The sequence below is a fragment of the Microtetraspora niveoalba genome (assembly GCF_001570405.1).
GTDB classification, from domain to species: Bacteria; Actinomycetota; Actinomycetes; order Streptosporangiales; family Streptosporangiaceae; genus Microtetraspora; species Microtetraspora niveoalba.
The window spans coordinates 154,200-177,018 of record NZ_BBYM01000017.1 but is presented as its reverse complement, the minus strand read 5'-3'; the positions used below and the strand labels follow the sequence as shown (position 1 = coordinate 177,018).

Genomic DNA, 22,819 nt, shown 5'->3' with positions numbered 1-22,819 from the left:
TGTCAGGCGAACGCCCGCAGCGCGAGGTCGGCGGATGTGAACGCCGCCTCGCCCGCGTTGAGCGAGTCGTAGATGAAATGGGCTGATGCGTGCGTGATGCCGCAGAATTCGGAGATGCCCTCCCGCAGCAGGCGGGCGACCGGCTCGTCCCAGCCGCGCTCTGCGAACTGCTCCTGCGTGTAGCTCACCAGGCCGAGCCAGAGCATCCGCTTGCCATGCAGCCGCGATTCGGCACGGCCGTAGGCCAGGCCGTAGTTCCACACCCGGTCGACCCAGCCTTTGAGGACGGCCGGCAGACCGAACCACCAGACAGGGAAGACCACGACGATCATCCCCGCGCTGTCCAGGCGCCGGAAGTGCGCCTGGACCTCTGGGGAGTACACCTTGTCGCGATCAGCCCAGTCCGGCTCGTCCACCGGCTGCATCCGCGGATCGAAGCCCTCGGCGTGCAGGTCCAGAACGTCGACGCTGAACCCGGCCTGCCCGAGCCGATCACGAACGTGGTGGGCCAGCTGCGCGGTCAGGGAATCCGGCCGGGGATGGGCCAAGACGATCAGGGCGTGCTCACCGGCCGTCACCCTTCCTCCAGCCGGACGAGCATCTTGCCGATGTTGGCGCCGCGCAGGACGCCGAGGAGTGCGGCCGGGGCCTGTTCCAGCCCTGACACGACGGTCTGTTCCTCGCGCAGCGAGCCGTCGGCGAGCCAGCCCGCCGCCTGCTCGATCCATTCGGGAAACAGCGGGAAGTAGGAGTTGACCAGCAGCCCGCGCAGCGTCAGCTCCTTGCTGTAGGCGGTGTAGAGGTTGCGCGGGCCGTGGACCGGCTCGGTGGCGTTGTACTGGCTGATCGCGCCCACCAATGCGAACCGGCCGCCGATGCGGGCCGCGTCGATGGCCGCCTCCAGATGGTCGCCGCCGACGTTGTCAAGGTAGACGTCGATTCCTCCCGGTGCGGCCTGGGCGAGTTGCGGGCCGATGGGGCCTTTGCGCCGGTCGAGTCCGACGTCGAAGCCGAAGTCCGTCACCAGCCGGGCGGCCTTGTCCGGGCCGCCCGCCGAGCCGATCACCTTGACCGCGCCGAGCCGACGCGCGAGCTGCCCGGCCACGATGCCGACCGCGCCGGCCGCGGCCGAGACGAACACCGTGTCGCCGCGCCGTACGGGAGCCACCCGGGTCAGCGCGGCGTAGGCGGTCAGGCCCGTGGTGCCGAGCGCCCCCAAATAGGCCGCGGGTGGGGCGAGCGTGGTGTCGACGACGGTGACGTCAGGGGCGTTCAGGACGGCGTAGTCGCGCCAGCCCAGGAAGTGTGAGACCGTCGCCCCGGCCGGGATCGCGGGGTCGCGGGAGGCGATCACCTCACCGACCGCGCCGCCCTCCAGAGCGGCTCCCAGGCGGAAGGGCGGGATGTAGGACGGGGCGTCGTCCATCCGGCCGCGCATGTACGGATCGACCGACATCCACAGGTTGCGCACCAGGACCTGGCCGTCGCCGGGTTCGGGCACCTCGGTGTGGACCAGGGCGAACTGGTCCAGGCGCGGCTCGCCGTGCGGGCGCTCGACGAGCCGCACCTCACGTCCGGTCAATCTCGTCGTGGTGGTCATGCGAGGTCCTCCAGAGTCGGGTAGTCGGTGTAGCCACGGTGGTCGCCGCCGTAGAAGGTGCCGGGGTCGGCCTCGTTGTACGGGCCGCCCGCGCGGATCCTGGCCGGCAGGTCGGGGTTGGCCAGCCACATCGTGGCCAGCGCGATCGCGTCGGCCGCTCCCTCGCGCAGCGCGGCCGCCCCAGTGGCGGGCGTGGCGGGGAAGGAGTCGGCCGTGGGGTGCGGGCACAGCAGCAGGGCGCCGGGCCACTCCTGGCGGATGAGCCAGGTCACGTCGCGGGTGATGGTCTCGGACACGTGCAGGTACGCCAGCGGCGTCGGCGCCAGCGCACGCACCAGCGCACGGTAGAGGTCGGCGGTGTCGCTCTCGGCGATCCCGTTGTAGGTGATCCCCGGGGAGAGCCGCAGCCCTACCCGCTCCGGGCCGACGGCGGCGGCCACCGCCTCGACCACCTCCAGGGTGAAGCGGATGCGCCCGGCGATCGAGCCGCCGTAGCCGTCGGTGCGCCGGTTGGAGCCGTCGGCCAGGAACTGGTGGAGCAGGAAGCCGTTCGCGCCGTGCAGTTCGACCCCGTCGAAGCCGGCCTGGACGGCGTTCCTGGCCGCGTCGGCGAAGTCGGCGATGGTGCGGGCGATGTCGTCACCGGTCATCTCACGGGGCACCGGATGTTCCAGCAGCCCATCAGGGGTGAAGAGCACCTCGCCTGACCCAACAGGCGAGGGTGCCACCGGCACGGCTCCGCCGGCGTACAGGACCGGATGGCCGATCCGTCCGCAGTGCACGAGTTGGGCCACGATCGCGCCGCCGGCGGCGTGCACGGCGTCGGTGACCTTCCGCCACGCCTGGATCTGCTCGTCGCTGTGCAGGCCGGGCGTCTGGATGTAGCCCTGGCCGATCTCGCTCACCTGGGTCGCCTCGGTGATGATCAGACCCGCCTGCGCGCGCTGGGCGTAGTACTGCGCGGTCAGGTCGTCAACCAGCCCGCCGTACGCCCTGCTCCGCGTCATCGGCGCCATCACCAGCCGGTTCGGCAGCTCCAGCTTGCCCAGCGTGAGGGGTTGGAAGAACTCCTCGAAGAGGTCCACTACGTCGTCCCTTTCTCGACGATCGGAATACGAGCCAGATTGGGCAACGGCGCGACGCGTACCAAGGCCCCCGCTCTGACTACTCAGCCGATGACCAGCCAGGACAGGACCAGCGCCGGAAATAGACCACTTTCGACGGGTCAGGTACTGTCCCTGCCGTGGATGTGGAGAGCGAACTCAGCCAGTTCCTCAAATCTCGGCGTGCACGGTTGCGGCCGGAGCAGGTCGGACTGCCCAGCTACGGCAGGCAGCGGCGCGTGCCGGGGCTGCGCCGGGAGGAACTGGCCCAGCTCGCGGGGGTCAGCGTCACTCACTACACCCGTCTCGAACAGGGCCAGCGCCGCAACGTATCAGCCGAGATCCTGGACGCGATCGCCACCGCACTACACCTCACGGCCGACGAGCGGGCGCACCTGCACCGCCTGGCCAGGCCCGGCTCGCTCGACGAGTCCGGGACGAACGAAAGCTCCTCCGTCAGCCCGAGCCTGCTCGGCCTGCTGAACTCCATGGTGCTGACCGGGGCGGCGCTGATGGGACGCCGCACCGAGCTGCTGGCCTGGAACCCGCTGCTCGACGAGCTCATGGGCGGGCTGGACGCCCCGCCGAGCCGGCGGACCGTGTCGCACTGGCTGTTCTTCAACGAGGCCGCCCGGCAGCGGTGGGGCGACTCATGGGAGCGGCTTTCCCGGGCGAACGTGGCATACCTGCGTACAGGTCTGGCCCGCTATCCCCACGACGAACGTCTGCGCGGGCACATCGCGGCGATGCGCGTGCAAAGCCCGGACTTCGAGCGCATGTGGCAGGCCTATGAGGTGGAGGAGTGGTCCAGCGGCGGCGAGAACCTCGTCCTGCACCATCCGCTGGTAGGGCCTGTGGAACTCGACTACCGGCGCGTGCTCCTTCCCGACGACCCTCACGTACGCGGCCTGCTCCTCTACTCGGCCCGGCCGGGGACCACCTCCCACGAACGGATGCGCCACCTCGCCTCGCTCTCCACGCCCGGCCTGCGCTTCACCTGAAAACGCCGCAGTCCGTCGCGACGGCAGTCGAAACCCAAGCCGTGATCAACTCATCCCCAGCGGGCGCGAGGGACACCCTCCGGGATGACTCCCGGCACCCGGCCACACCCACATCGGCGGGGAACGGCAACTACGGAGTGTTCTGGGATGCCGAGCGAGGGGAGCACGGCTGGCCAAGCAGAAGCCCTGGCGTCCAGGCAGCCCATGCTAGATCCTGGGCCCTGACCTGCGGTGCGCCCGTTGTGCCCGCAGCGGGCACCGCTCGTGCGACAACGAGACAACCGGTTGGGCAGCCTTCGAGCCCCCGGGTCATGTCATGTCGCGCCGATCGCGCAGGATTTCGACGCCGTCACCGTCAAGATCATCGCAGTAGACCGAGCGTCCGGTCGTGGCCATCACCAGTGCCAGGGTGGTGCCGGACACCAGCGGGCCGGAACCTGTGGTGAAAGGGCCGTCAGTGGCGACGAGTCGTAGGCCGACGATCCGTCTCTTGGCAGCGACGACCAGGTCCGAGCCCCGGTAGTACTCGGCTACTCGGGTGAGCGTCTCGATCGGGTAGTCGTGGCGAATGCCCAGCGGTCGCCTGATGTCCTCGGCGTGCACGATCGTCTCCCCCAGCATCGCGATGACCGGGAGAGGTGGTTTGGTGGTGCTCGTGATGACGTGGCGGAACCTGTTATGCGTCTCGGCCGCGCTCGCGCCCAGCTGCTCGGCCAGCCGCATGGCGACCTGCTTGTCGAAGTCGAACCGGCAGCGGATTACCCCCGCCAGCCACCGCACACCGTTCAGGCTCGCCCCTGCGGTGAGGTGGGCCAGCACCTCGCGCACTGTCAACCCCGTGCACAACGACGGCGTCGCCCACCGCTCGTCGGTCAGATCCGTCAGGTCGGCCGATAGGGCCGCTCGCTCGGCATGCACCAGCGGCCACATGCTGGCTGCGCGAGTGCCCCTTCCCTTTGGTTCTGGATCGGTCATGCCGGACGGCCTCTTGTCGAAGATCACGGGAGTCCTCGGGTCTGGATGGTTTGGATGGTCGGAGGTGAAGACTTGCGTCAGGAGGCGAACTCGTCGCTCATGAGCGGCAATTCCGGGACATTCTGCTCACCTGACACAGTCCCCCGACATTCCGCCTTGCCCGCGCAGCGTTGATGCGGCTCCCCCGACGGCCCTCAGGCAGCCTACTTGCCTTACGCGACTGAACGACCTTCATGAGGTTGACCAGCTAGTTCGCAGGCGGTGATCTTCTTGAGGTCGATCAGGTGGTCCGCAGGCCTGCGGCCGGAGCCGGTCGTTGGCGCTGACGCACACCCAGCTCTGGTGCTCACGTCCCGGACGCGGACGTATGCGCCTGTGGATGCACTGGTACCGAAGCCGACCGGTGACGCTGCTGTCGCAGGAGGGCGCGGATGCGGGCGGCGGTGACCATGATCCCGTTTGCTGCGGTCAGGCTGACCGCGGCGAGTGCTGCAACGCTGCTTGGTCGATATCTTCCCGGCATTGAGGGTGGTGGCGACAGCGCGTCCGCCGAGTGCCAGGGCCTGGGCGTGGAGCCCATCGACTCACTCCCGGTGCGGCAGGTTCCACAGGTGGATGGTGGTCTGGTCCTTGGAGACCGTGTACCAGGCGGCCTGCCCCGCTGATCGAGGAGATCCCGAGACAGAGAAGGGGTAGGCAATCCGGCCGCGCACCACCATCGTGCGTGGGTCGACAAGCCAGTGGCGGGGGTCCTCCGCGTAGTCCTCGGTGCCGACCACGGCGGTGTCGTCGTAGGGGAACGCCGCCGCCTCGTAGTCCCAACGAACGCGGTCGTCGTCCGAGCTTGAGGGAAGGGGCACGGCTTCGTCGGCGTCCAGATGCCGCAGTTCGATGCCATCCTTCGCCCGGTGCAGGTAGAGGGTCCACTGCCCCAGGTCCGTGGTTAGGAAGTGCTCCCCGGACGGGCTCACGGCGAGGAGGACCTCCTCGACGAACCGCTGGACGGTGAGGTTCGCGCCGTCCCAGTGTCCCCACAGCACGGGCGAGTTCTCCTCGCCCTCGCCGACCGTCAGCCCCATGTACGCCGGGTTCGGATGGGGGAAGTGGTAGGAGCCCGATCCCACGGTCATCGTCTCGGCCCGGGTCAGCACCGTGCCGTCGGTGGGGTCGAGGATGAGCCATTCCTCGTTGGTGTCGCTCCCGGCGTGGTTGCGGATGTGGGCCCAGAGGAGCTTTCCGTCCGAGGAGAATGCCGCCGAGCCGCTGTCCGCGTGGCTGTGGTGGTAGTCGTCGGCGTACTCCGAGAACGAGGCATGGGCCTCGGTGCACACGGCGGCGGACCAGCAACCGTGCCGGTTCTCCCACCGCACGGCGCCGGTCGAATCCACGGCTCGTAACGCGTGCACGCCGGCGAACACGGCGAGATCACCCGTGGGAGAGACCGCCACCGAGCCGTACCGGCGGGGCCAAGGCGCGGGGAAGCGGACCTCCGTCCCCTCCCCGTCCAGGTCGCGGACAGCCAACTCGGTGTCCCCGCGCTGCACCAGCAGCCTGCGCCCTGGCCAGTGCGATACCTGTGGACCGTCCGCCGACGCGGGGTCCAGCGGAGCGGCGGCGGTGGCCATGAGACGGGCGACGAACTGGTTGGAACTCCCGTGCACAGCGTCGTTTGGCACAGTTCGCATGTTTTCACACGCCTCGGATGGTGCATGTGGCCTGTGCGCCGGGACTACCGAACGAGCGGCGGGGCGTTGTTGCACGTGTCAGGGTGACTGGCCGAAAGCGAAATTCCATCATCGAAGAGGCCCGCCGGAGACAGATCATCGACGCCGCCATCGAAACGGTGGTGAGCGTCGGTTACGCGCAAGCATCGCTGTCGCGGATCGCGCAGCACGCTCAGATCAGCAAGAGCGTGATCACTTACCACTTCACCGGGAAGGATGAGTTGCTGGAACAGGTGGTCAAGCAGATCTACGACGACCGTCGACGTCCTCAGGCGTCCGGATGCATTGTCACTCAGTTTGTCACTCAACGAGCAGCCCCCAAGGCAAGATCTGCGTTGGCACCCGGTTCGAATCCCCGGCGAGGGACCCAGCTGAAGGGAAACGGCAGACACCCTGGCGGACCAGGCCGTTTGCGCTCGGCAGTTCACAGTTGAGGCGGTCCGCCCCCTCCCCCAGCGCCGCGCCCGCCCCCTCCGAGCCGCAGCGAAGGGATGAACACGATGTCATCGTCATCTAACGGTCGGATCCGGGTGTAGGCGGCCATCTAAAAACTCCAGGTCGACGGACAGGTGAATCCAGGCGGATGGCCAGAAGGGCCCCGATCGGCGGACATCGGAAACCCTGATCGATGGCCACGTATCTCTTGATCTTGCCGTTACTACCGGAGCTCCTGGAAGGACGACAATGACTGACCGCGATCAAGAGAAACGCGACGCGATGCGCTGGCTTGTCCTGACATACGGTGGTCCTGCTTTGCGATGGCTGGCCGCCGCGCTGGACGAACCCGATGACCCCACCACTGTGGGGGCACCCGTACCGCAGAGTGCCGGTGGGGTGGCGTCCGAGAGTCAGCCGGTCTGATCACCGGATCGAACCAATCGGCGTTCCCAGGCCAGGGCCGCGACCACACCGATGGCATAGGCGACCAGGTCCCATGGGTCGGGGAACGCGCCGACCAGGACTCCGCCGATGCCTGGCGGGGTCATGCCGACTATTTGGTAGAGCTCGACGGCGGTGGCGATCGCGGCCGTGGCCAAGGTGCGACGTGCGGCGGTGGTGCGCCACAGCAGCCCCAAGAACGCGTAGACCAGCATGGTGGCGCCGACGTCGCTCACGTAACCACGAATGAACGGTTGTCCCGGGCCCCGGTAGAAGAGGGCAAACGCGCCGACGGCGAGGGCGACGCCCCCCAGAAGGACCATGGCGCGGCGCATGAGATTGACATCTTCTCCGAATCTCAACGATCAGGACGAACTGATCATAGAGCTCGTCCCTTATGGCAGCATGCTGATTGCGTCGGGTCACCGGCCGCGGTGGAGTGCCATGGCGACGGCATGCCAGCACGCTGGAACGTAGTGACGATTCGTCCGGAATGAGGCGACCGCCTCAAACTGCACATGCGAAACGCACACGACGACGGCTCGTGGCGACGGCGACGGCGACGGCGACGGCGACGGCGGGAACTGTGGCCCGACCCCCACCCATACGACATCCGGATCGACCGGATCGGCGGCCTGCTCACTTTCCGCGCCGCACCGGTCCTCCTCAGACATTGGGCCCTGGAAGTGGCGCGGCTCGGCGAGGACGACTACCACGGCATGGCCTACACCGAGATCCACAGCGCGACATACGAGCCGTGCCGACGGCGACGGCGAGGTGCAGACCTTCCGGGACTACCACCAGCGAGTCGCCATCGCCCGGACATCCCGCCAGGAGATCCTCAACGGCCCAGCCGACTCCCTGGCACCCGGCGAGGCCAAACCCCTCATCTGGCGCCACAACAGCACAGTCCGCGCCCGCCACCGCATGAACGATCAAAGCGTCCGGCCGGATGCGAGAGCATGAGTTCGTTGGGCTGTTCGCCTGACCCGAAGCGCGAACCTTGCGGCTACGACATCGGCCAGTTCCCCGGAAAGCCGTACTCAAATCCCTCTTCCTCAAAGAGGGCAATCATCCAAGCACGCCGAACCGAAGTAGAAGCCGCCAAAGCGTAGGCCAGAGCACCAGGCACATCATCCTCCCTCTGGCGCCCCCGCGAAAGCCCAAGAGGCCGAATCAAATAGTGGCACAAATCAGCCAGCGCATAGATCCGGCGATACGCCTCTTGACATGCCGCCCCAGAGCCCATCTTGTCATTCTGCAAGTCCAGCGCTGCTCGCCGAACTTCCAGCTGAGCTCTATGCGCCATTTTAGCAGCTATTACTATCACCGCCGAAGGTGGCGGCACCTCATGCGATCTCCTAAGAAATTTCATTCGACCCCCCTTCCATGCCTGGCCAGACTTACGTTGCGAGTGATGAGCGTGCCGAGGAGCGACGATGCTCTTCTCCAGCCGCTCGACCACCTCGAAGAGCAAGTCCGCCGTCTCAGCATTCATCTTGCTCTCCCAACGCTCGGTCGCCACGGCTGTCCAGCTGTCAGCCGCTACCGGAGGGTAGCGCCAGCACTCTTGACGACACGCGGATCGGAGTCTTCGACCGTATCTGCAACAGGAAGTCGATCGTCTCGTCCGAGATGTCCATGTCGTTGGCAACGCCGTCCATCCGCCCAGCGTGATATTTACCCGATACCACGCTGGACCGGCCGCCAGCGGTGGAATGCTGTGAATGTCCCCTCCCGTATTCACTCAATTCCGCGGGGACTTGGTGAGCTACAGCAACGTCTGAGTGTCTTCCACCCGCCCCAGCCGCTTGTGGCGGTTCGCCGTGGCAGTTAACCACCGTGGCAGGTCCGTCGCGCTGGCCGCGATCACCCCCTCCGCTGAATCGGGAATGCAGCCGATCCAGGACCTGGCGGTGGCGGACCCCAGCGGATGGCGCCCTGCACATCAAATCAATGAACAATTCAGAGGAAGCGGAGAATAATCGCCTCTAAAGCTCAGCGCTCGTGGTGATCACCGGCGGGGAGCCATTGATCCAGCAGAGGCAACTGGTTCCGCTGGTGCGCCGCCTGGTTGAGGGGGGCGGCCGGAATACGCCAGAAACGGGCCGCCCCTGGGTGAGGGTTATCCGATCGCGTAGGCGCGGTGGATGGTCTGGCTGACGGTGTTGCCCGCGGTGTCGGTGGACGTGGCGCGCAGGGAGACGAAGCCTGCCGTGCGCGGGTTGGTCAGCTGCGCCGTCCAGCCCGAGCCGTTGGCTTTGATCCGGATGTCGCGCCAGGTCGCCCCGTCATCGGCGGACATCTGCAGACGGATGGACTTCACTGCCGTCGGGGAAGCGTCGGGGTTGCGTTCGATCCAGATCGGGAGCCTGGTGGTCGATCCGCGCTTGGCGCGGTTGTACTCGTCCAGCCCTTCCGGGGCGTAGCGGATCGCCGCCAGGGCGAGCGCTTCCCGCTTGGCAGTGCTCGCCGAGCGGAACGTCCACGTCGATTCCACCTTCGTGGACAGCGTGGAGTGTGGCACCTGGCGGCTGGCCGTCGCGCTGAGCGTGTACGTGGCGGGCTCCTGCGGGAGGCCGGCGGTCAACCGGCAGGAATCGATCTCCCACGGCCCGCACCTGGTGTAGTCGATCTTGGAGACGATCTGGCCGCCCTTGGCGAGGCTGACGGTGCCGGTGGCCGCGCCGTCCATGCCGACCCGGCCGGGCGCGCCCTCGGAGAACAGCCGGGCGCCGTCGAATGTCATGGTGTTCCCCTCTCGCCAGGCGCCCACGGTGGCGAAGGACGGGCCGCTCACCGCGACGCCCCATGTCTGCCGGTCGCGGCCGTCGCCGGTGGGTCCCTTGGTCCCCGTGACGATGGATTCGCCGATGCGTAGAGCGCTGGACCACTGGTGGCCTCGCGTCCGGTATTCCGTCAGCTTGCCCGGCAGCGGTACATCGTTCGTGGGGGTCAGGAATCCGTCAGAGATGCCTTCGATGGCGTTCGCCACGAAGTAGGTGCCCTTCGCGGCCGTTCCGGCGCCGCGGAAGGTCGTGGTCACCTTGTCGAGGTCCTTCACCCTGCCCGCGTAGGTGGGGTCGGCGGGGATGCCGTCGTGGCGTTCGTCCACCAGGTCGTAGCGGACGGGGGTGGGAGAGACGTCCTTCTTGTGGAAGTGCATCCGGGTGACGTACTTCAGGCCGGGTTGCTTGGAGCCGAGCACGAAGTACACCGCGCTTGGGTCGGGCCTGCCTCCGGCCCAGCCGAGGTACCACGAACCGTTGATCACCCACATCTCGGTCCACCCGCTGATGACAGCCGTGGGCTCGTCCAGGGTGAACCTGATCGGTTTGGCCTTGCGCGTGTCCAGGACGATCTCCGCGCCCTGTTGGCCGACCTTCACCGGCAGGTGCGTGGTCGTGATGCGCGCGCCTTCGAAGATGTCGACGTACAGGCTCCACTCGCCGGCGGCGAGCCGATAGGTGTCCGGCGCGCCGGTAAGGACCATCCGCAGGCTCTCGCCCTTGCCGTTGTAGAACTCCCCGATCGCGTCGACGGGCCGGCCGTCGGTGCCGAGCGCGCTGATCTTCACGTCGTAGGCTTCTGGCTCCACGTACGCGGTGGCGACGGTACGGACGAGAAGGTCACCCGATCGGGCCGTGACGGTGCCCGGGTGATCACCGGGCTGCTTGCCGGTCCCGTCGATCGTCACGGTGACCGATGCCGTCCCCTTGGCGGGCACCTCGACCCGCTGTGCCGAGGTGCGCAGCACGTCGCCCTCCACGGTGAGGTCCAGCGTGAGCGGGGAGCCACCGGCATTGGTGTAGGTGATCTCCTTGGTCGCCTGCCGCTCGCCGGATTCGCCCCAGCGGAAGACCGTGCTGATGTTCGCGGGACTGGCGTACACCTGCTGGTCGATCGCGCGGGCCACGTCGACGCGCCCGGCGCCCTGGTCGAAGTGCGTGGCGCCGGCCTGCGGCGCGGCGCTGCCGATGAGCACGGCCTTGAGCTGCTCGCCGTTCCAGTCCGGGTGCCGCTGGGCGAGGATCGCCGCCGCGCCCGCCACGTGCGGCGCCGCCATGGAGGTGCCGCTGTGGGCGATGTACGGGCCGTCCGCCGTGCCCTGCGCGGCCGCCGCCATGATGTCGACGCCGGGAGCGGTCACGTCGGGCTTGATCGCATGATCGCCCAGCCGTGGGCCGCGGCTGGAGAAGGGGGCCAGCTGGTCGGACTTGTCGACCGCGCCGACCGTCAGTGCCGCATCGGCGCTACCCGGGCTGCTGACCGAGCCGGGCACTCCGTCGTTGCCCGCCGCGATGACGAACAGCGCTCCCGTACGCGCCGACAGGGTGTTGACGGCGTGTTCCAGCGGATCGATGCCGGGCGTGTCGGGACCGCCGATGCTCACATTGATGATCTTTGCTTTGATCTCGGCGGCGGCCCACTCCATGCCCGCCAAGATCGCCGATTCGCTGGCGTACTCTCCGCCGACCTTGCCGAGCGCGATCTTCGCGCCCGGTGCGACGCCCCGATACTTCTCTCCTGCTCCCGCCACGATGGAGGAGACATGGGTGCCGTGCCCGACGCCATCGGTGATGTCGGGTTCGTCGGAGAAGTTCCGCGACTGCGTGACCACGTCCTTGAGATCGGGGTGGGTGGCGTCGTAACCGGAGTCGAGCACGGCGACCGTGACGCCGGCTCCGGTCAGCCCCTGTTGCCACGCCTGCGGGGTCCCGATCTGTTTGACGCTCTGGTCGAGGGTGGTGGGCCGCTTGCCGTCCAGCCAGATCTTCGACTTGCCCGCGGCCAGTGATCGGGCGCCGCCGACCAGGCTCTGCCAGGTCTGGCCCGCCGTCGCCTTGGAGACGCTCGTGACGGCCAGTCCCAGCCCGGCCAGTTCCGTGGCCTTGCGCGTTCCGCTGAGCGTCTGCGCCGTCTTCCCCTCGGCGGATTGCACGATCAGCGGGATGTCCGCCTTGTGGGCGTCGCCGTACCGCCATGTGAGCAGCTGCGTGACGTCGAACAGGCGCTCATCCAGCAGGCCCTGGGCGAGCAGCCGTTTGGCGTCTTCTGGAATGACGTGAAGGTGGCCCTGACGGCGCTGAACGTCGAAACGATCCTTTCTGCCTGGTCCAGGCTCGATCCGGTAGCCGTTCGCTGTGACGCTCACCCGGTCGCCGGTCAGCAGCGTCACCGAGCCCGACACCCCGATATCAGGAGATACCGGCTCGGCCGCCTGCGCGGCGCTCGTGGTGCCGCCTGCGATGACAGATCCCGCCACGATCATGGCGAGGGTTGTATGGGGTAATTTCATCTGCTCTCTCGTTGTCGATGTGCGGAGAATTGACAGCGTTCGTGACGCTGCAGCCTCGACAGGCCGGGTACGGAGGTATGCGGCAGAGACGCTGATGGCCTGGGAAGCGACTCTGCCGTACCTTCCGTCATCAAGTGATCTTGGAGGCGGACGCGGCGCAGGGGGCCGCTCGTCGAGGACGCCGCGGGCGATCAGCGGGTAGGGTGCCGCTCGCGCGCCACGAGCGGCGCCCCGGGAGTGCCGCGTCAGATGAGCTTGCGGTAGATCCGGGATGGGATCGCCTGGGCCGCGCCCTCCCGGCCGAACTCCTGGTAGACCCGCGACGTGAGCTCCATGGCCTTGGGAGAGTAGGCGGGGTAGAAGTCCTTACCGCACTGCAAATCCTTCAGCGCCGCCTTGATCTCCTTGTCCAGGTACGGCCTGGCCTGCGCGGGCTTCAGATTCGGGCGGAAGATGACGGTTTTGCCCTTGGGCAGTTCGCCCTTCCACGCCTTCTTGGCGACGTCCGAAGCCTGCCGCACGATCTTCGTGTGGCTCAGACCGTCCAGCGCGGTCGGCTCGGTCCGGCTGACGCCCAGGCACGCGGCGAACTGCTTGCCCAGCCGGGCGAGCTGCTTGTCCTGGTCGAGGGAGCTCAACGACTTCCGCACCGCCGCTTCGAGCTGGTCGTAGTAGTCCTCCTGGGAGGTAACGGTCTTGCCCAGCACCTCCTTGACCGCCTGGGAGAAGCAGGACTCGTCGGCGGCGCGCCACTTCTTCAGCTGGTCGGCCGAGAGCGACATCAGCGTCTTGTTGTTCGGGTTCTCGTGCTGAACGGGGTTGACGACCTTGTCCTTGGGATAGACATTCGGCGACCAGACACCGAAGCCGTACTTGGTCCGGTACGCCCGCAGCGCCTCCAGGTCACCCGCGAACCGCTCCTGCTCCCCGGGCTGCCACGTGTACCGGGGCTCCGGGAAGGCCACGTAGTCCAACCCCTGCTCCGTCATGCAGACGACGCGCTTGGCCTCCAGCTGCGTCTGCTTCTCGTACGCGGCAGTGTCTCCCGACGGTGGCGAGGTGAGACCGCCGAACGAGCCGGCGAGCAGGGTGGCAGCGATCGCCTTGGCGATGAACATGGATGTTCTCCTTCTTCCTTGAGGGCATGCCGGATCGATGTGAGGGCATGCGAAACAGAACTCACGGCCGGAAAGGCCGGATCAGGCGGGGAAAAGTCTCAGCAGGGGATCTTCATGCGGGACGCCTTCGGCGACACCTCGGGCAAGCCGGGGACAAGATCGACGGCGATGACGGCGGTGCCGTTCACCACGCCCTTCTTCTCGGTGTACTCGCCCCCGGAAATCATCTTCACCTTGCGGTCCCTGGTGTTCACCGTGCGCTCGCCCAGGTACCGGTAGGTTGTCCGATCGAAGATCAGCTCGGACCGGATGCCGTCGCCCTCGTCCATGGCGACGGCCAGGCCGGGGCGGCCGGCGGCGTCCACGGCCTCGCCGATGAGCACGATGCCGTCCAGCTCGGCGGCGACCTGGTACAACGCGGCAGCCAGGCTGGGCCGTACCACGGACTCACGGACCAGATCCTGCAGGGAGCGCCAGACGCGCAGCGGATCCTCGCCCGTGTCGGCCACGATCTTCGCCCGTACCTGGGCAGGGTCCGTCGGCCACGCGCCCAGCCGCGCATAGGCCGGCTGACCGGGACAGGCCCCCGGCTCGGACACGATGTCCTCGACGCCGCGATCCCAGTACTTGCGGGGCGCCGGTCCCGTGGCCGACAGGTTCTGGCTGCGGCTCAGCCAGGGCTTGCCCACGTCGGCGGCCTCCCAGCGTTCCTGGCTGACCAGCACCTTGGTGTAGACCATCCGGCCCGACTCGTCCTTGGTGTACAGGCTGTTTTGGGCCAGAGTCTTGGTAAGAACGTACTGGCCGCGGGCCGGCACCATGTCGGGCCGGCCGACGGCGGCCCGCGCGGCCAGGGTGAGCAGCACCTTGGCGTCGGCCGGAGGGGCGCCGACCAGATACCCGGTGGTACGCGGGTCGGAGCCACCCAGACTCACCTGGGTGACGATGATGCCGCCAGTAAGCATCACCGCCATGGCACCGACCAGGGAGACGCGCCGGATCAGCAACACGGCGGGCCACCTGCGACGCGGACGGCCCACCTGCGACGCCTGCGCTTCGCGGGTCAGGCGGAGGAAGCGGTCACGCCCCTTCGCCGCCGCCTCCGGCGTCGGCTCCGGCTGCGCGAACATGGCCTCGATCAGCTTCAACTCGTCCATCGCCACTCCCCGATCGGGTCGACGTCGCCCAGGGCTTTGCGCAGCTTCTTGCGTGCCCTGTTGATCCGGGACCCCACGGTCCCCACCGGTATGTCCAGGGCCGTGGCGATCTCTTCGTAGCCCAGCCCGCCGAACACGAGCAGGAACACGGCGTCGCGATCGCCCGTCGCCAAGCCCTTCAGCGCCCGTACGAGCTCCGGCCGACTGGCCTGCGCCGCGAGCCGCGAGATCACCTGGTCCTCGTGCCCGTCGGCGGACTCCTCAGCTGCCACCTTGCTGAGCGCGTTCAGGCGGCGGCCCTCCCGGCGGCGGTGCCGGGCCACGACATTCGTGGCGATGCCGAACAGCCACGACCGCACGGTGCCCCGCCGCGGGTCGAAGCCGCGCCTGCCGTTGAACGCGAGCAGGAAGGCGTCCGCGACCAGATCCTCGGCCAGGTCACTGCCGAGCCGGGCGGCCAGATAACAGTAGATCTCCTTGAAGTACCGGTCGTACAGGAGGGCGAAAAGCTCGGGATCATCCAATGACCGCTCGACCACGGTGACGTCTTCCATCACCTCGTTGGCGTCAGGTGGTGCAGTCATGGCGTCCTTCCGAAGGCAACGGTCGCCCAGTATTCGCCGCTCGGCAGGTTTTCTTCACGCCGATTTCCGGGGCGGCCATCGAAGCGACCTGGCGCGAAGGGTCTGTCCAGCCAACGGCTCTGTCGCAGATTCGGTGGTGACGGAACGTCTCGTCGCGTAACGGTAAGCCGTGCATGATCTCAACGAGCTTGTGAATGTGGTGTTCTCCGGGTTATCGCCACTGGTCGTGGAGGACGTGGCGGACGAGGGCGGGTGGATCCAGGTGCGGGCGCGAACCCCGGACCGGCCGGTCGCCTGTCCAGGCTGCGGCGCCGAGACGGCGCGCGTGCACGGCTATCACGAGCTCACCGCGCTGCGCATCCTGCTGCACCTGCCCCTGCCCCAGCCGCGAGTGCCCCGGGTGGTGGGGGTGGACGACTTCGCTCTGCGCCGGCGCCACCGCTACGCCACCGTGCTGATCGACGCCGAGACCCGCGAGCGGATCGACGTCCTGCCCGGCCGCACGGCCGATGTTCTGGAGGCCTGGTTGCGAGCCCATCCCGGAGTGCAGATCGTGTGCCGGGACGGCTCGGGCGCCTATGCCGAAGCGATCCGCCGCGCGCTGCCGGACGCCGTCCAGGTCGCCGACCGCTGGCACCTGTGGCACAACTTCAGCGAGGCCGTCGGCAAAGAAGTCGCCGGTCACAGCGCCTGCTGGGCCAAGGCCGGACCGCCCCCGCAGGACGGCACGCACGCGCGCCCAGACCACCCGCGAGCGCTGGCGTCAGGTCCACGACCTGCTCGGCAAAGGTGTCGGAGCCCGGCTTCCTCGTGCGGTTGGCCGGCGGCCCGGCGCTCCGGGCCCGCCGGGTGCTGGTGGCCACCGGGCTGCGCGACGAGCTGCCCGCGATCCCCGGCGTGCGCGAGCGATGGGGCAGGGACCTGCTGCACTGCCCGTACTGCCACGGTTACGAGGTCCGCGGTGAGCCGATCGGCGTCCTGGGCACCCATCCGCGCGCGGTGTCCCAGGCGCTGCTGCTGCAGAAGTGGTCGGCCGACATCGTCTTCTTCCCGCACACCCTGGCGCTGACCGATGGCGAGCGCGAGCTGCTGGCCGCCCGCGGAGTACGCGTCATCGGCGGTGTGGTCAAGCGGCTGGTGGTGGACGAGGACCGAGTGCGCGGAGTCGAGCTGGCCGAGGGCACCGTGGTGCCGCGCAGCGCGGTGTTCGTCTTTCCGCACCTTGTCGATCGGCTGATCGGCCGGGAAGGCGAGCGCGACCGCGTCGGCTCCCGCCTCGGCGAGGTCGGCCAGTCGGCGCGCGCAGTCACCTGGCGTGCCCACGACGGCCAGCCGGTCGAGCCACTCGTCGGGGATGTCGGGGATCGCGGCCTCGAGTCCCCGTGCCGCGAGCGCCTCCGCCTCGTCGGCGATTCCCCGCAGCTCCGACATCGGATTGCGAGGTCCGCTGAGCAGGTACAGCCCGAACAGCTCGCGCAAGGCGGCCCGCGCGGCGTCACGGTCGTCGTCGACCATGCACAGCGCGTAGACCACGACTCGGTGGCCGGCGTCGGCTCCCGCCTCCGCCAGCCGCTCGCGGGCCCATCGCACGTAGTCGGGATCCGCCAGCACCGAGAGCACGGTGCCGTCCGCCTCGGCCGCGGACAGCCGCAACGCCTTGGGGCCGCCCACACCCGCGTACAGCGGTGGCGGCGTCGCCGGCGGGTGTTCGAGCGTGATGTCGTGCGCGGTGAACGAGGTGAACTCGCCGGTGAGCGGGCCGCCGCGGAGGAGGGTGCGCAGCCCGCGCAGAGTGTCCCGCACCGCGCCGAGCGGAGAGCGGGGGCGCAGCTCCATCGCGTCCAGCCATTCGGGCACGCCGAGGCCGATCCCCGCGCGCACGCGTCCCGGGTGCAAACCGGCCAGGGTGGCGACCTCCATCGCGGTCACCGCCGGGTGACGGGTGGTGGCCGGGACGATGCCGATGCCGACCGGCAACCGGGTGGTGGCCAGGAGCGTGGCGGCGGTGGCGAAGGCCCCGGTGAAGAAGTAGTCCTCGCCGAGCCAGAGTTCGTCCAGGCCGGCGCGCTCGGCCGCGGCGGCGGCCGTCAGGATGTCCTCCGGCGACTGCGAGCTGCCGAGCACGAGGCCGAGCTCAGGACGGCCGGCGCGGGTCATCACGCCTCCCGCTCGGGGAGCGGCTCCCACGGCACCCAGCCGAGGCCGCGCGCCCGTATGGTGTCGTTGAATCCCGGCCGGGGCTCGTCCTCCGGTGGCAGCGGGCTGATGTGGGTGTGCCACATCCGCCACCGCGGGAGTCCGTCGCCGTTGTCGCGGTGGTAGATCTCGGTGGCGCGCACCAGCAGCGTGTTCCTCGTGTCGGGAGCGTGCTCGCCCTCGTCCAGCGCGATCTCGTCGATCCTGGCCTCACAGGCCAGCCACGCGGTGTCGCCACGCACCTCCAGGCGCATGATCCGCACGTCGGGCTTGCCGACGAAGTCCTCACGCGCGCGGTAGTGACTCCAGAGCGCGACCTTCTCCCGTAGGTAAGTGATACTGACCTGGGGTTTTCCGCTGGGTGCGCTGCCAGGGAGTCGAACCCTGGACCCGCTGACCAAGAGCCAGCGGTTCGCCCCCGGGTCTCTGCCAGGGAAGCACTACTGGCCTAGAAGCGGTAGTGCTGGACGGCGGTGCCCTTCCGCGAGATGGAGGTGCTCCAGGCGGTCAGGAAGCTGGCCAGGCGGGTGCTCCACGGGTAGTCGGCGACCTCGGGCTCGCGGGCCAGAAAGATCTCGCGTACCAACTTCAGGCGGGACTCCAGGTGTTCGACGTCCTGCGGGGTGTCGAAGCCGGGAGACCTCAGGTAGGGGGCGACGGACTGGGTGCCGGCGTACTTCTTGGCCGCCCACACGTGGAACCTCGTGTAGCCGTTGAAGCAGATTTCGCCTGTGGGGAAGTGGCGGATGAGGCGGTCGAGGAGGGTGGCCAGCTCCTCCTTGGACAGGAACCCGATCAGGCCGTCGGCGATGATCACGGCGGGGCGGTCGTCGGGGACTTCGTTGATCCATTGGGGGTCGTTGAGGTCGGAACCGATGGTGTGGGCGTGGGGGCGCTCGGGGAGCAGCAGTTGCCTGGCCTTGGCCACGCCGGGCAGGTCGACGTCGTACCACTCGACGGTGGCGGGCGGGTCGACACGGTAGACGCGGGTGTCGAGTCCGGCGCCCAGGTCGAGCCCGACCGCGTCGGGATTTCTGGCGATGAACTGCCGCACGATGTTGTCCATGACCAGGGAGCGGTGCGCGATGCCCACGATGGGGCTGGCGGAGAGTTTGAACTGCCCGGCGTCGTAGTCGAGCTTCCTGACGATGTCGTAGGCCGTCTTGTCGCGCAGGATCGGGCGCTTGGCCTGGTAGTCGAGCGCCTTGCCCGCCAGGGTGAGCCAGAGCGTGTTCTCCAGGGGGCTGAGGTTGGGGAGGGTGATGGCCATCGTGTCAGTCCTCTTCCTGTGGTGAGTCGTTCAGCGCGGCCCGGGCTGCCTTCAGCGCGGCATCGTCGGTGAACAGCCCATGGGTGTAGAGCTCCAGCGTGGGCAGCGCCAGGCGGCGCAGCACGTCGGGGCCGAACCGCTCGTAACCCAGCGCCCGCGCCAGGGGTGGCGGCATGGTCAGCGTGGCCACGCTGTGAAGCACGCTCAGCACCGCCAGCGCCCGCACGTCCGAAGACGGGTGCATCGTGCCGTCGGCGATCCCGGCCCGCAGGATCTCCTCGGACTCGTCCACCAGCGTGTTGACGAACGTGGCCGCGGCGGGCATGTCCTCCTCGATCGCGCGCAGCATGTACTGCACCTGGAGGCGGTATTCCTCCGGGTTGGACAGATATTCGCGAAAGGGGTCCTGCATGCCGCTCGGGCGGGCTTCGTCGGCCCGCTGGACCAGGAGGCGCAGGACGTGGTCGTCGCAGACGCTCCGGAGCTTCTCCTTGCTGCCGAAGTGGTGGATGACCAGGCCGGCGCTCACTCTCGCGGTCGCCGCGATGGCGCGCAGGTTGGCCTTCTGGAAGCCGTCCTGGGCGAAGTGCGCGATGGCCGCGTTTCGGATCTTGGCCTGGGCGGTCAGGTCCGACGATGCTGAACACATGTTTTAAATGCTAAACACATGTTCAATGCATGGCAAGTCGCAGGGAAAAGCCCCGCACCGGAGGGAACGCGGGGCTCTGGAGCCTTGGGTAGCGGCGGGTAATAGGGACCCCGGTCCGGACTCGGCGGGCAGATCCCACCAGGCACCGCGGGTACGACCTGCCGCTCACCGCTTCGAGCGGCGCTTACCCGGCGGCGGCGCGGCCGATGACGTCCTTGACGACGCGACCGCCCACGACGACGAACGGGGGATCCAGCAGCGCGTCGACGCCGGACCGCGGGTCGGCGTCGACCGCGATCAGGTCCGGCCAGGTATCCCGGCTTGACCGCGCCCGCCTTCGCCAGTCCGGCGGCGCGCATCCCGGCCTCCGTGGCCGCCGCCAGCGCCTGCCGTACGGACAGGCCGGAGGCGACGAGGCCGCGCAGGCCGTCGACAACCGCGCCGACTCGTTATCCATGAACCAGCAGTGCCCGTTGGTCCGGGTCAGCGGGCGGGGGCCCGGCGCCGTCCCGCTCCGGATCTCATCGCGGATCCGCGCGGAGAGTCCGCGCGGCGCGCCGAGGTCCCTGGCGAAGGTGACTCCGCTCTCCACCAACTGGCCCGCAACTGGAGGGCCACAGACACACGCCAGGCGAGCAGGGGTGGCGGTCGTCCTCCGGGGCGGCCGAGGATCGCAACGCAGCGGCGGCGGCGTGGCCCCGTTGACCCCCTCCGGTGGCGGTCGTCCTCCGGGGCGGCCGAGGATCGCAACAACCAATGACTGTGCTAGCGGATCTCGAAACGCTGCGTAGTAACAACCGCGGGGACGAACGCAGGGGAGGAGAGATCGTGCCTGAGTTCAAGCTCTTCCACCTCGGCCATGTTGCTGCACTGGAACGACTCCTCGACGAGGAAGGCCTTCTTACGATGGGCGGATTTACGCCGATCTCGTGATGGGCGTCCCGGGCCGGGCATGCCGTAAATTTACGGCGCTCTCATCTGCGGTTTCCTCGGGGCCGTCTCATTGTTGAGACCCGCGCCGAGGTGGTCAAGGGCGGTGTGGACCGACGGGCTCTTCCTCGTCGTCGACGCTGATCGTTGGATCCGAGGGACGACCACCTCGTCCGTGATGCCGGTCGCGGTCATTGCCGCGGCGGTGTCGTACCGGCATGTGCGGCAGTTGGCGCTCCGTCACGGGGGGAAGGGCACTCGTATCTGGACACGCTCATGGGCCTCGCGTCCAGTTTCGGCATTGGAGCACTGGTGGTCGGGCGGTCGGCGTCCGGAACGACCTGTGAGGTCGACGAGGACCACCCGGTGGCGGAGGCGTCCGGGGCACTGGCCGAGAAGCTGCGAGACACCCCCTGTTCCACCTGCCCCAGGAATCCGCGAGCGCGGTGCTCCACAAGCTCGCCGCGGGGAACGGCATGCCCGCAGAGCAGCCGGCACGGGAAGTGGACTTGTCCGTGCCGCCACCCAGTACCGCGGAGCGCCGCGTGCGATTGAGTATCGTCGGCGAGCCGATCGTCGAGGTCGATGGTAAGGCGGTCGACGTCTCCGGCCGAACCAAGGCTCTGGAGTTGTTCGTTCTCCTCGCGGTCCATCCGAAAGGGCTGGAACGCGAGGAGATCTGCGAGTATCTCTGGCCGGATGTGGACCCCGGCCCTTTGAGGCGACGCCCGGTCGCGACTACATCGTTGTGCCTACCGCTCCCTTCCCACCCGTCAGCTCGCGATTCCGACGATCTGCTTGATCGTCTCCGGCTGGTCCATCATGGCGAGCATGTGGTGGGCGACGTCGGCGCGCGGCACGGAGAAGCCGCCCCGGATGTTGCGGTTCAATGCGGTCCGGTACCTGCCGGTCAGCGGCTTGTCGGTGAGCTTGGGCGGGCGCGACACCGTCCATTCCAGACCGCTGTCGCGCAGGATCTGCTCGGTCATGGCGAGGTCGGCGTAGTGCCGGCCGAACATCGCCCGAGTCAGCGGAGCGCCCAGGTACCGCATGAAGATGCCATCGCCGGGGTCGTGCCTGGGTGGCTTCGGCCGGCCGGGCACCGCCACCGGTCCGACGGGTGCGGCGCTGACGATGATGATCCGCCGGACGTGCTCGGCCTGCATCGCCGTGACGATCGCGCGGGTGCCACGCGAGGTGATGCCCGCGTCCGCGCGTGGGTTTCGCGGGCCGAGCGCGGACAGTACGGCGTCGGCTCCGCGTATCGCCGAGGCGAGTGCCCGCATGTCCGGCCGGGCGAGGTCGACGGCGACAGCCCGGACGCCGTCCGGCAGGTCACGTGGGCGGCGGGCCACAGCGGTCACGTCATGCCCGCCGGCCACCGCCTGCTCGACCAGGTGTCGTCCGATGCCGCCGGTGGCGGCCACCATCGTGAGTTTCATCGTTGTCCTCCCGAGCTGAAGGCGGCGCTGTGGTCCGTCGCCCAGGTGGCGTACGTCCGCGCCGGGCGGCCCAGCAGCCGCCGTACGGTGTCGGTGGTGGGCCCGGCTTCGCGGGCGTAGTCGGCCAGCGAGCCGAGCAGCCGGTCGGGCACCTCGTCGGGCAGGCCGGCGGCGAGCATGCCGCGGCGTATCTCATCCGGTGTGGCCTCGACGAACGACAGCGCTCGGCCGAGCGCCGCGCCGATCGCGGCGACCTTCTCCGGCTGGCTCAGCGACTGCTCACCGGTGAGCAGGTACGTCTGACCGGCGTGTTGCGGGTGAGTCAGGGCGAGGGCGGCCACCGCGGCGATGTCGCGCTCGTCGATCGTCGAGGTCCTCGCCCGCGGGTACGCCCCCCGCACGGTCCCGGTCGCCTGGATCTGCCCGGCCCAGGCCAGCGTGTTGGCGGCGAAGTCGGCGCAGCGCAGGATCGTCCAGTCCAGGCCGCAACCCTTGGCGAGGTCCTCGACCGCATGGAACTGCTGCCGGAAGCGTGCCTGCCCGGCTGGGTACTGCACGGTGACGGCGGACAGCACGACAACCCTCCTCGCGCCCGTCTCGCGGGCGTGGCCCAGAAGGCCGGCGGCAGCGGCTCCGACGGCGCGCGGACTGAGCAGGATGGCTTCGACGCCGTCGAGGGTGGCGACCTCGGCGGGGTGGACGAGCTGTGTACCTGCGGGGAAGCCGGCGTGCGGGTTACGGGTGACGGCGGCGACCTTCGCTCCCTCCTCACCCAGGAGGCGGACGGCTTCCCTGCCGACAACGCCGGTGGCGCCGGTGATCAGGATCATGACTGAATCCTTCCACTGTCATATCATACGAAGGTCATAGTAGTTGAGTTTGAGATCGAGAC

Annotated in this window: 18 protein-coding genes and 3 pseudogenes; 3 read left to right on the top strand and 18 right to left on the bottom strand. The window is 68.6% G+C overall.

Annotation, left to right across the window (positions count from 1 at the left end):
- Positions 1–2: 2 nt before the first annotated feature.
- From AWQ70_RS17395 to AWQ70_RS17385, 3 genes are read right to left on the bottom strand one after another with little or no spacing between them, the layout of a single operon-like run.
- Positions 3–578 (bottom strand): NAD(P)H oxidoreductase, encoded by a 576-nt coding sequence (locus tag AWQ70_RS17395; RefSeq protein ID WP_067177221.1) that lies wholly within the window; start codon positions 576–578, stop codon positions 3–5.
- Positions 575–1,600 (bottom strand): NADP-dependent oxidoreductase, encoded by a 1,026-nt coding sequence (locus AWQ70_RS17390; RefSeq protein WP_067177219.1) that lies wholly within the window; start codon positions 1,598–1,600, stop codon positions 575–577. The genes AWQ70_RS17395 and AWQ70_RS17390 overlap by 4 nt, the downstream gene beginning before the upstream one ends.
- Positions 1,597–2,685 carry an alkene reductase gene (locus tag AWQ70_RS17385; protein ID WP_067177218.1) on the bottom strand — a complete coding sequence of 363 codons (1,089 nt, stop codon included), beginning with the start codon at positions 2,683–2,685 and terminating at the stop codon, positions 1,597–1,599. The genes AWQ70_RS17390 and AWQ70_RS17385 overlap by 4 nt, the downstream gene beginning before the upstream one ends.
- Positions 2,686–2,843: 158 nt before the next feature.
- Here AWQ70_RS17385 and AWQ70_RS17380 point away from each other — a divergent pair, with 158 nt between their 5' ends.
- Positions 2,844–3,704, top strand: a complete 861-nt coding sequence (locus AWQ70_RS17380; RefSeq protein ID WP_067177216.1) for a helix-turn-helix domain-containing protein — start codon at positions 2,844–2,846, stop codon at positions 3,702–3,704.
- A gap of 309 nt (positions 3,705–4,013) precedes the next feature.
- Here the strand turns inward: AWQ70_RS17380 and AWQ70_RS17375 are convergent, their stop codons facing one another.
- Both AWQ70_RS17375 and AWQ70_RS17370 read right to left on the bottom strand, forming a co-directional pair.
- Positions 4,014–4,679 (bottom strand): maleylpyruvate isomerase family mycothiol-dependent enzyme, encoded by a 666-nt coding sequence (locus tag AWQ70_RS17375; RefSeq protein WP_067177529.1) that lies wholly within the window; start codon positions 4,677–4,679, stop codon positions 4,014–4,016.
- A 584-nt stretch (positions 4,680–5,263) separates the two neighbouring features.
- Positions 5,264–6,355, bottom strand: coding sequence for a hypothetical protein (locus AWQ70_RS17370; protein ID WP_218004557.1), 1,092 nt, complete (start codon positions 6,353–6,355; stop codon positions 5,264–5,266).
- A gap of 92 nt (positions 6,356–6,447) precedes the next feature.
- Here AWQ70_RS17370 and AWQ70_RS37725 point away from each other — a divergent pair.
- Positions 6,448–6,660, top strand: a pseudogene (locus AWQ70_RS37725) (TetR/AcrR family transcriptional regulator); the annotation flags it as partial.
- Positions 6,661–7,251: 591 nt separating this feature from the next.
- On the opposite strand, the gene AWQ70_RS17365 reads toward AWQ70_RS37725, so the two are convergent.
- The 6 genes from AWQ70_RS17365 to AWQ70_RS17345 all read right to left on the bottom strand — a co-directional run bounded on the left by AWQ70_RS17365 (position 7,252) and on the right by AWQ70_RS17345 (position 15,440).
- The gene (locus AWQ70_RS17365) at positions 7,252–7,605 is read right to left on the bottom strand and encodes a DUF2809 domain-containing protein (protein ID WP_169808690.1); all 354 of its coding nucleotides are present in this window, start codon (positions 7,603–7,605) and stop codon (positions 7,252–7,254) included.
- 1,215 nt (positions 7,606–8,820) lie between these two features.
- Positions 8,821–8,946, bottom strand: coding sequence for a hypothetical protein (locus tag AWQ70_RS42025; protein ID WP_281197028.1), 126 nt, complete (start codon positions 8,944–8,946; stop codon positions 8,821–8,823).
- A gap of 461 nt (positions 8,947–9,407) precedes the next feature.
- The gene (locus tag AWQ70_RS17360) at positions 9,408–12,581 is read right to left on the bottom strand and encodes a S8 family serine peptidase (RefSeq protein ID WP_084517248.1); all 3,174 of its coding nucleotides are present in this window, start codon (positions 12,579–12,581) and stop codon (positions 9,408–9,410) included.
- Between the two features lie 245 nt (positions 12,582–12,826).
- Positions 12,827–13,699: a hypothetical protein gene (locus AWQ70_RS17355; RefSeq protein ID WP_067177206.1), complete on the bottom strand. Its 873-nt coding sequence runs from the start codon at positions 13,697–13,699 to the stop codon at positions 12,827–12,829.
- A gap of 98 nt (positions 13,700–13,797) precedes the next feature.
- Complete coding sequence (locus tag AWQ70_RS38970) at positions 13,798–14,856, bottom strand: CU044_5270 family protein (protein ID WP_157530122.1); 1,059 nt, start codon at positions 14,854–14,856, stop codon at positions 13,798–13,800.
- Entirely contained in the window at positions 14,844–15,440 is a 597-nt protein-coding gene (locus AWQ70_RS17345) for an RNA polymerase sigma factor (protein WP_067177202.1), read from the bottom strand. Before AWQ70_RS17345 ends, AWQ70_RS38970 begins: the two co-directional genes overlap by 13 nt.
- Positions 15,441–15,609: 169 nt before the next feature.
- On the opposite strand from AWQ70_RS17345, the pseudogene AWQ70_RS37715 reads away from it, so the two are divergent.
- Positions 15,610–16,234: pseudogene (locus tag AWQ70_RS37715) on the top strand (ISL3 family transposase); the annotation flags it as partial.
- A 481-nt stretch (positions 16,235–16,715) separates the two neighbouring features.
- Here the strand turns inward: AWQ70_RS37715 and AWQ70_RS41250 are convergent.
- From AWQ70_RS41250 to AWQ70_RS17305, 7 genes and pseudogenes are all read right to left on the bottom strand, one after another.
- Positions 16,716–17,597, bottom strand: a pseudogene (locus AWQ70_RS41250) (LLM class flavin-dependent oxidoreductase); the annotation flags it as partial.
- On the bottom strand, positions 17,597–17,890 hold the full coding sequence (locus AWQ70_RS17330; RefSeq protein ID WP_169808689.1) for a nuclear transport factor 2 family protein: 294 nt from the start codon (positions 17,888–17,890) through the stop codon (positions 17,597–17,599). The pseudogene AWQ70_RS41250 and the gene AWQ70_RS17330, both read right to left, overlap by 1 nt.
- A 194-nt stretch (positions 17,891–18,084) precedes the next feature.
- Positions 18,085–18,906 carry a class I SAM-dependent methyltransferase gene (locus AWQ70_RS17325; RefSeq protein WP_067177193.1) on the bottom strand — a complete coding sequence of 274 codons (822 nt, stop codon included), beginning with the start codon at positions 18,904–18,906 and terminating at the stop codon, positions 18,085–18,087.
- Positions 18,907–18,910: 4 nt separating this feature from the next.
- Entirely contained in the window at positions 18,911–19,555 is a 645-nt protein-coding gene (locus AWQ70_RS17320; protein ID WP_067177190.1) for a TetR/AcrR family transcriptional regulator, read from the bottom strand.
- 184 nt (positions 19,556–19,739) lie between these two features.
- Complete coding sequence (locus AWQ70_RS17315) at positions 19,740–20,150, bottom strand: hypothetical protein (protein ID WP_067177188.1); 411 nt, start codon at positions 20,148–20,150, stop codon at positions 19,740–19,742.
- Between the two features lie 1,108 nt (positions 20,151–21,258).
- Positions 21,259–21,927, bottom strand: coding sequence for an NAD(P)-dependent oxidoreductase (locus tag AWQ70_RS17310; protein ID WP_067177186.1), 669 nt, complete (start codon positions 21,925–21,927; stop codon positions 21,259–21,261).
- Positions 21,924–22,757, bottom strand: a complete 834-nt coding sequence (locus AWQ70_RS17305; protein WP_067177184.1) for an NAD(P)H-binding protein — start codon at positions 22,755–22,757, stop codon at positions 21,924–21,926. The genes AWQ70_RS17310 and AWQ70_RS17305 overlap by 4 nt, the downstream gene beginning before the upstream one ends.
- Between the last annotated feature and the right edge of the window lie 62 nt (positions 22,758–22,819).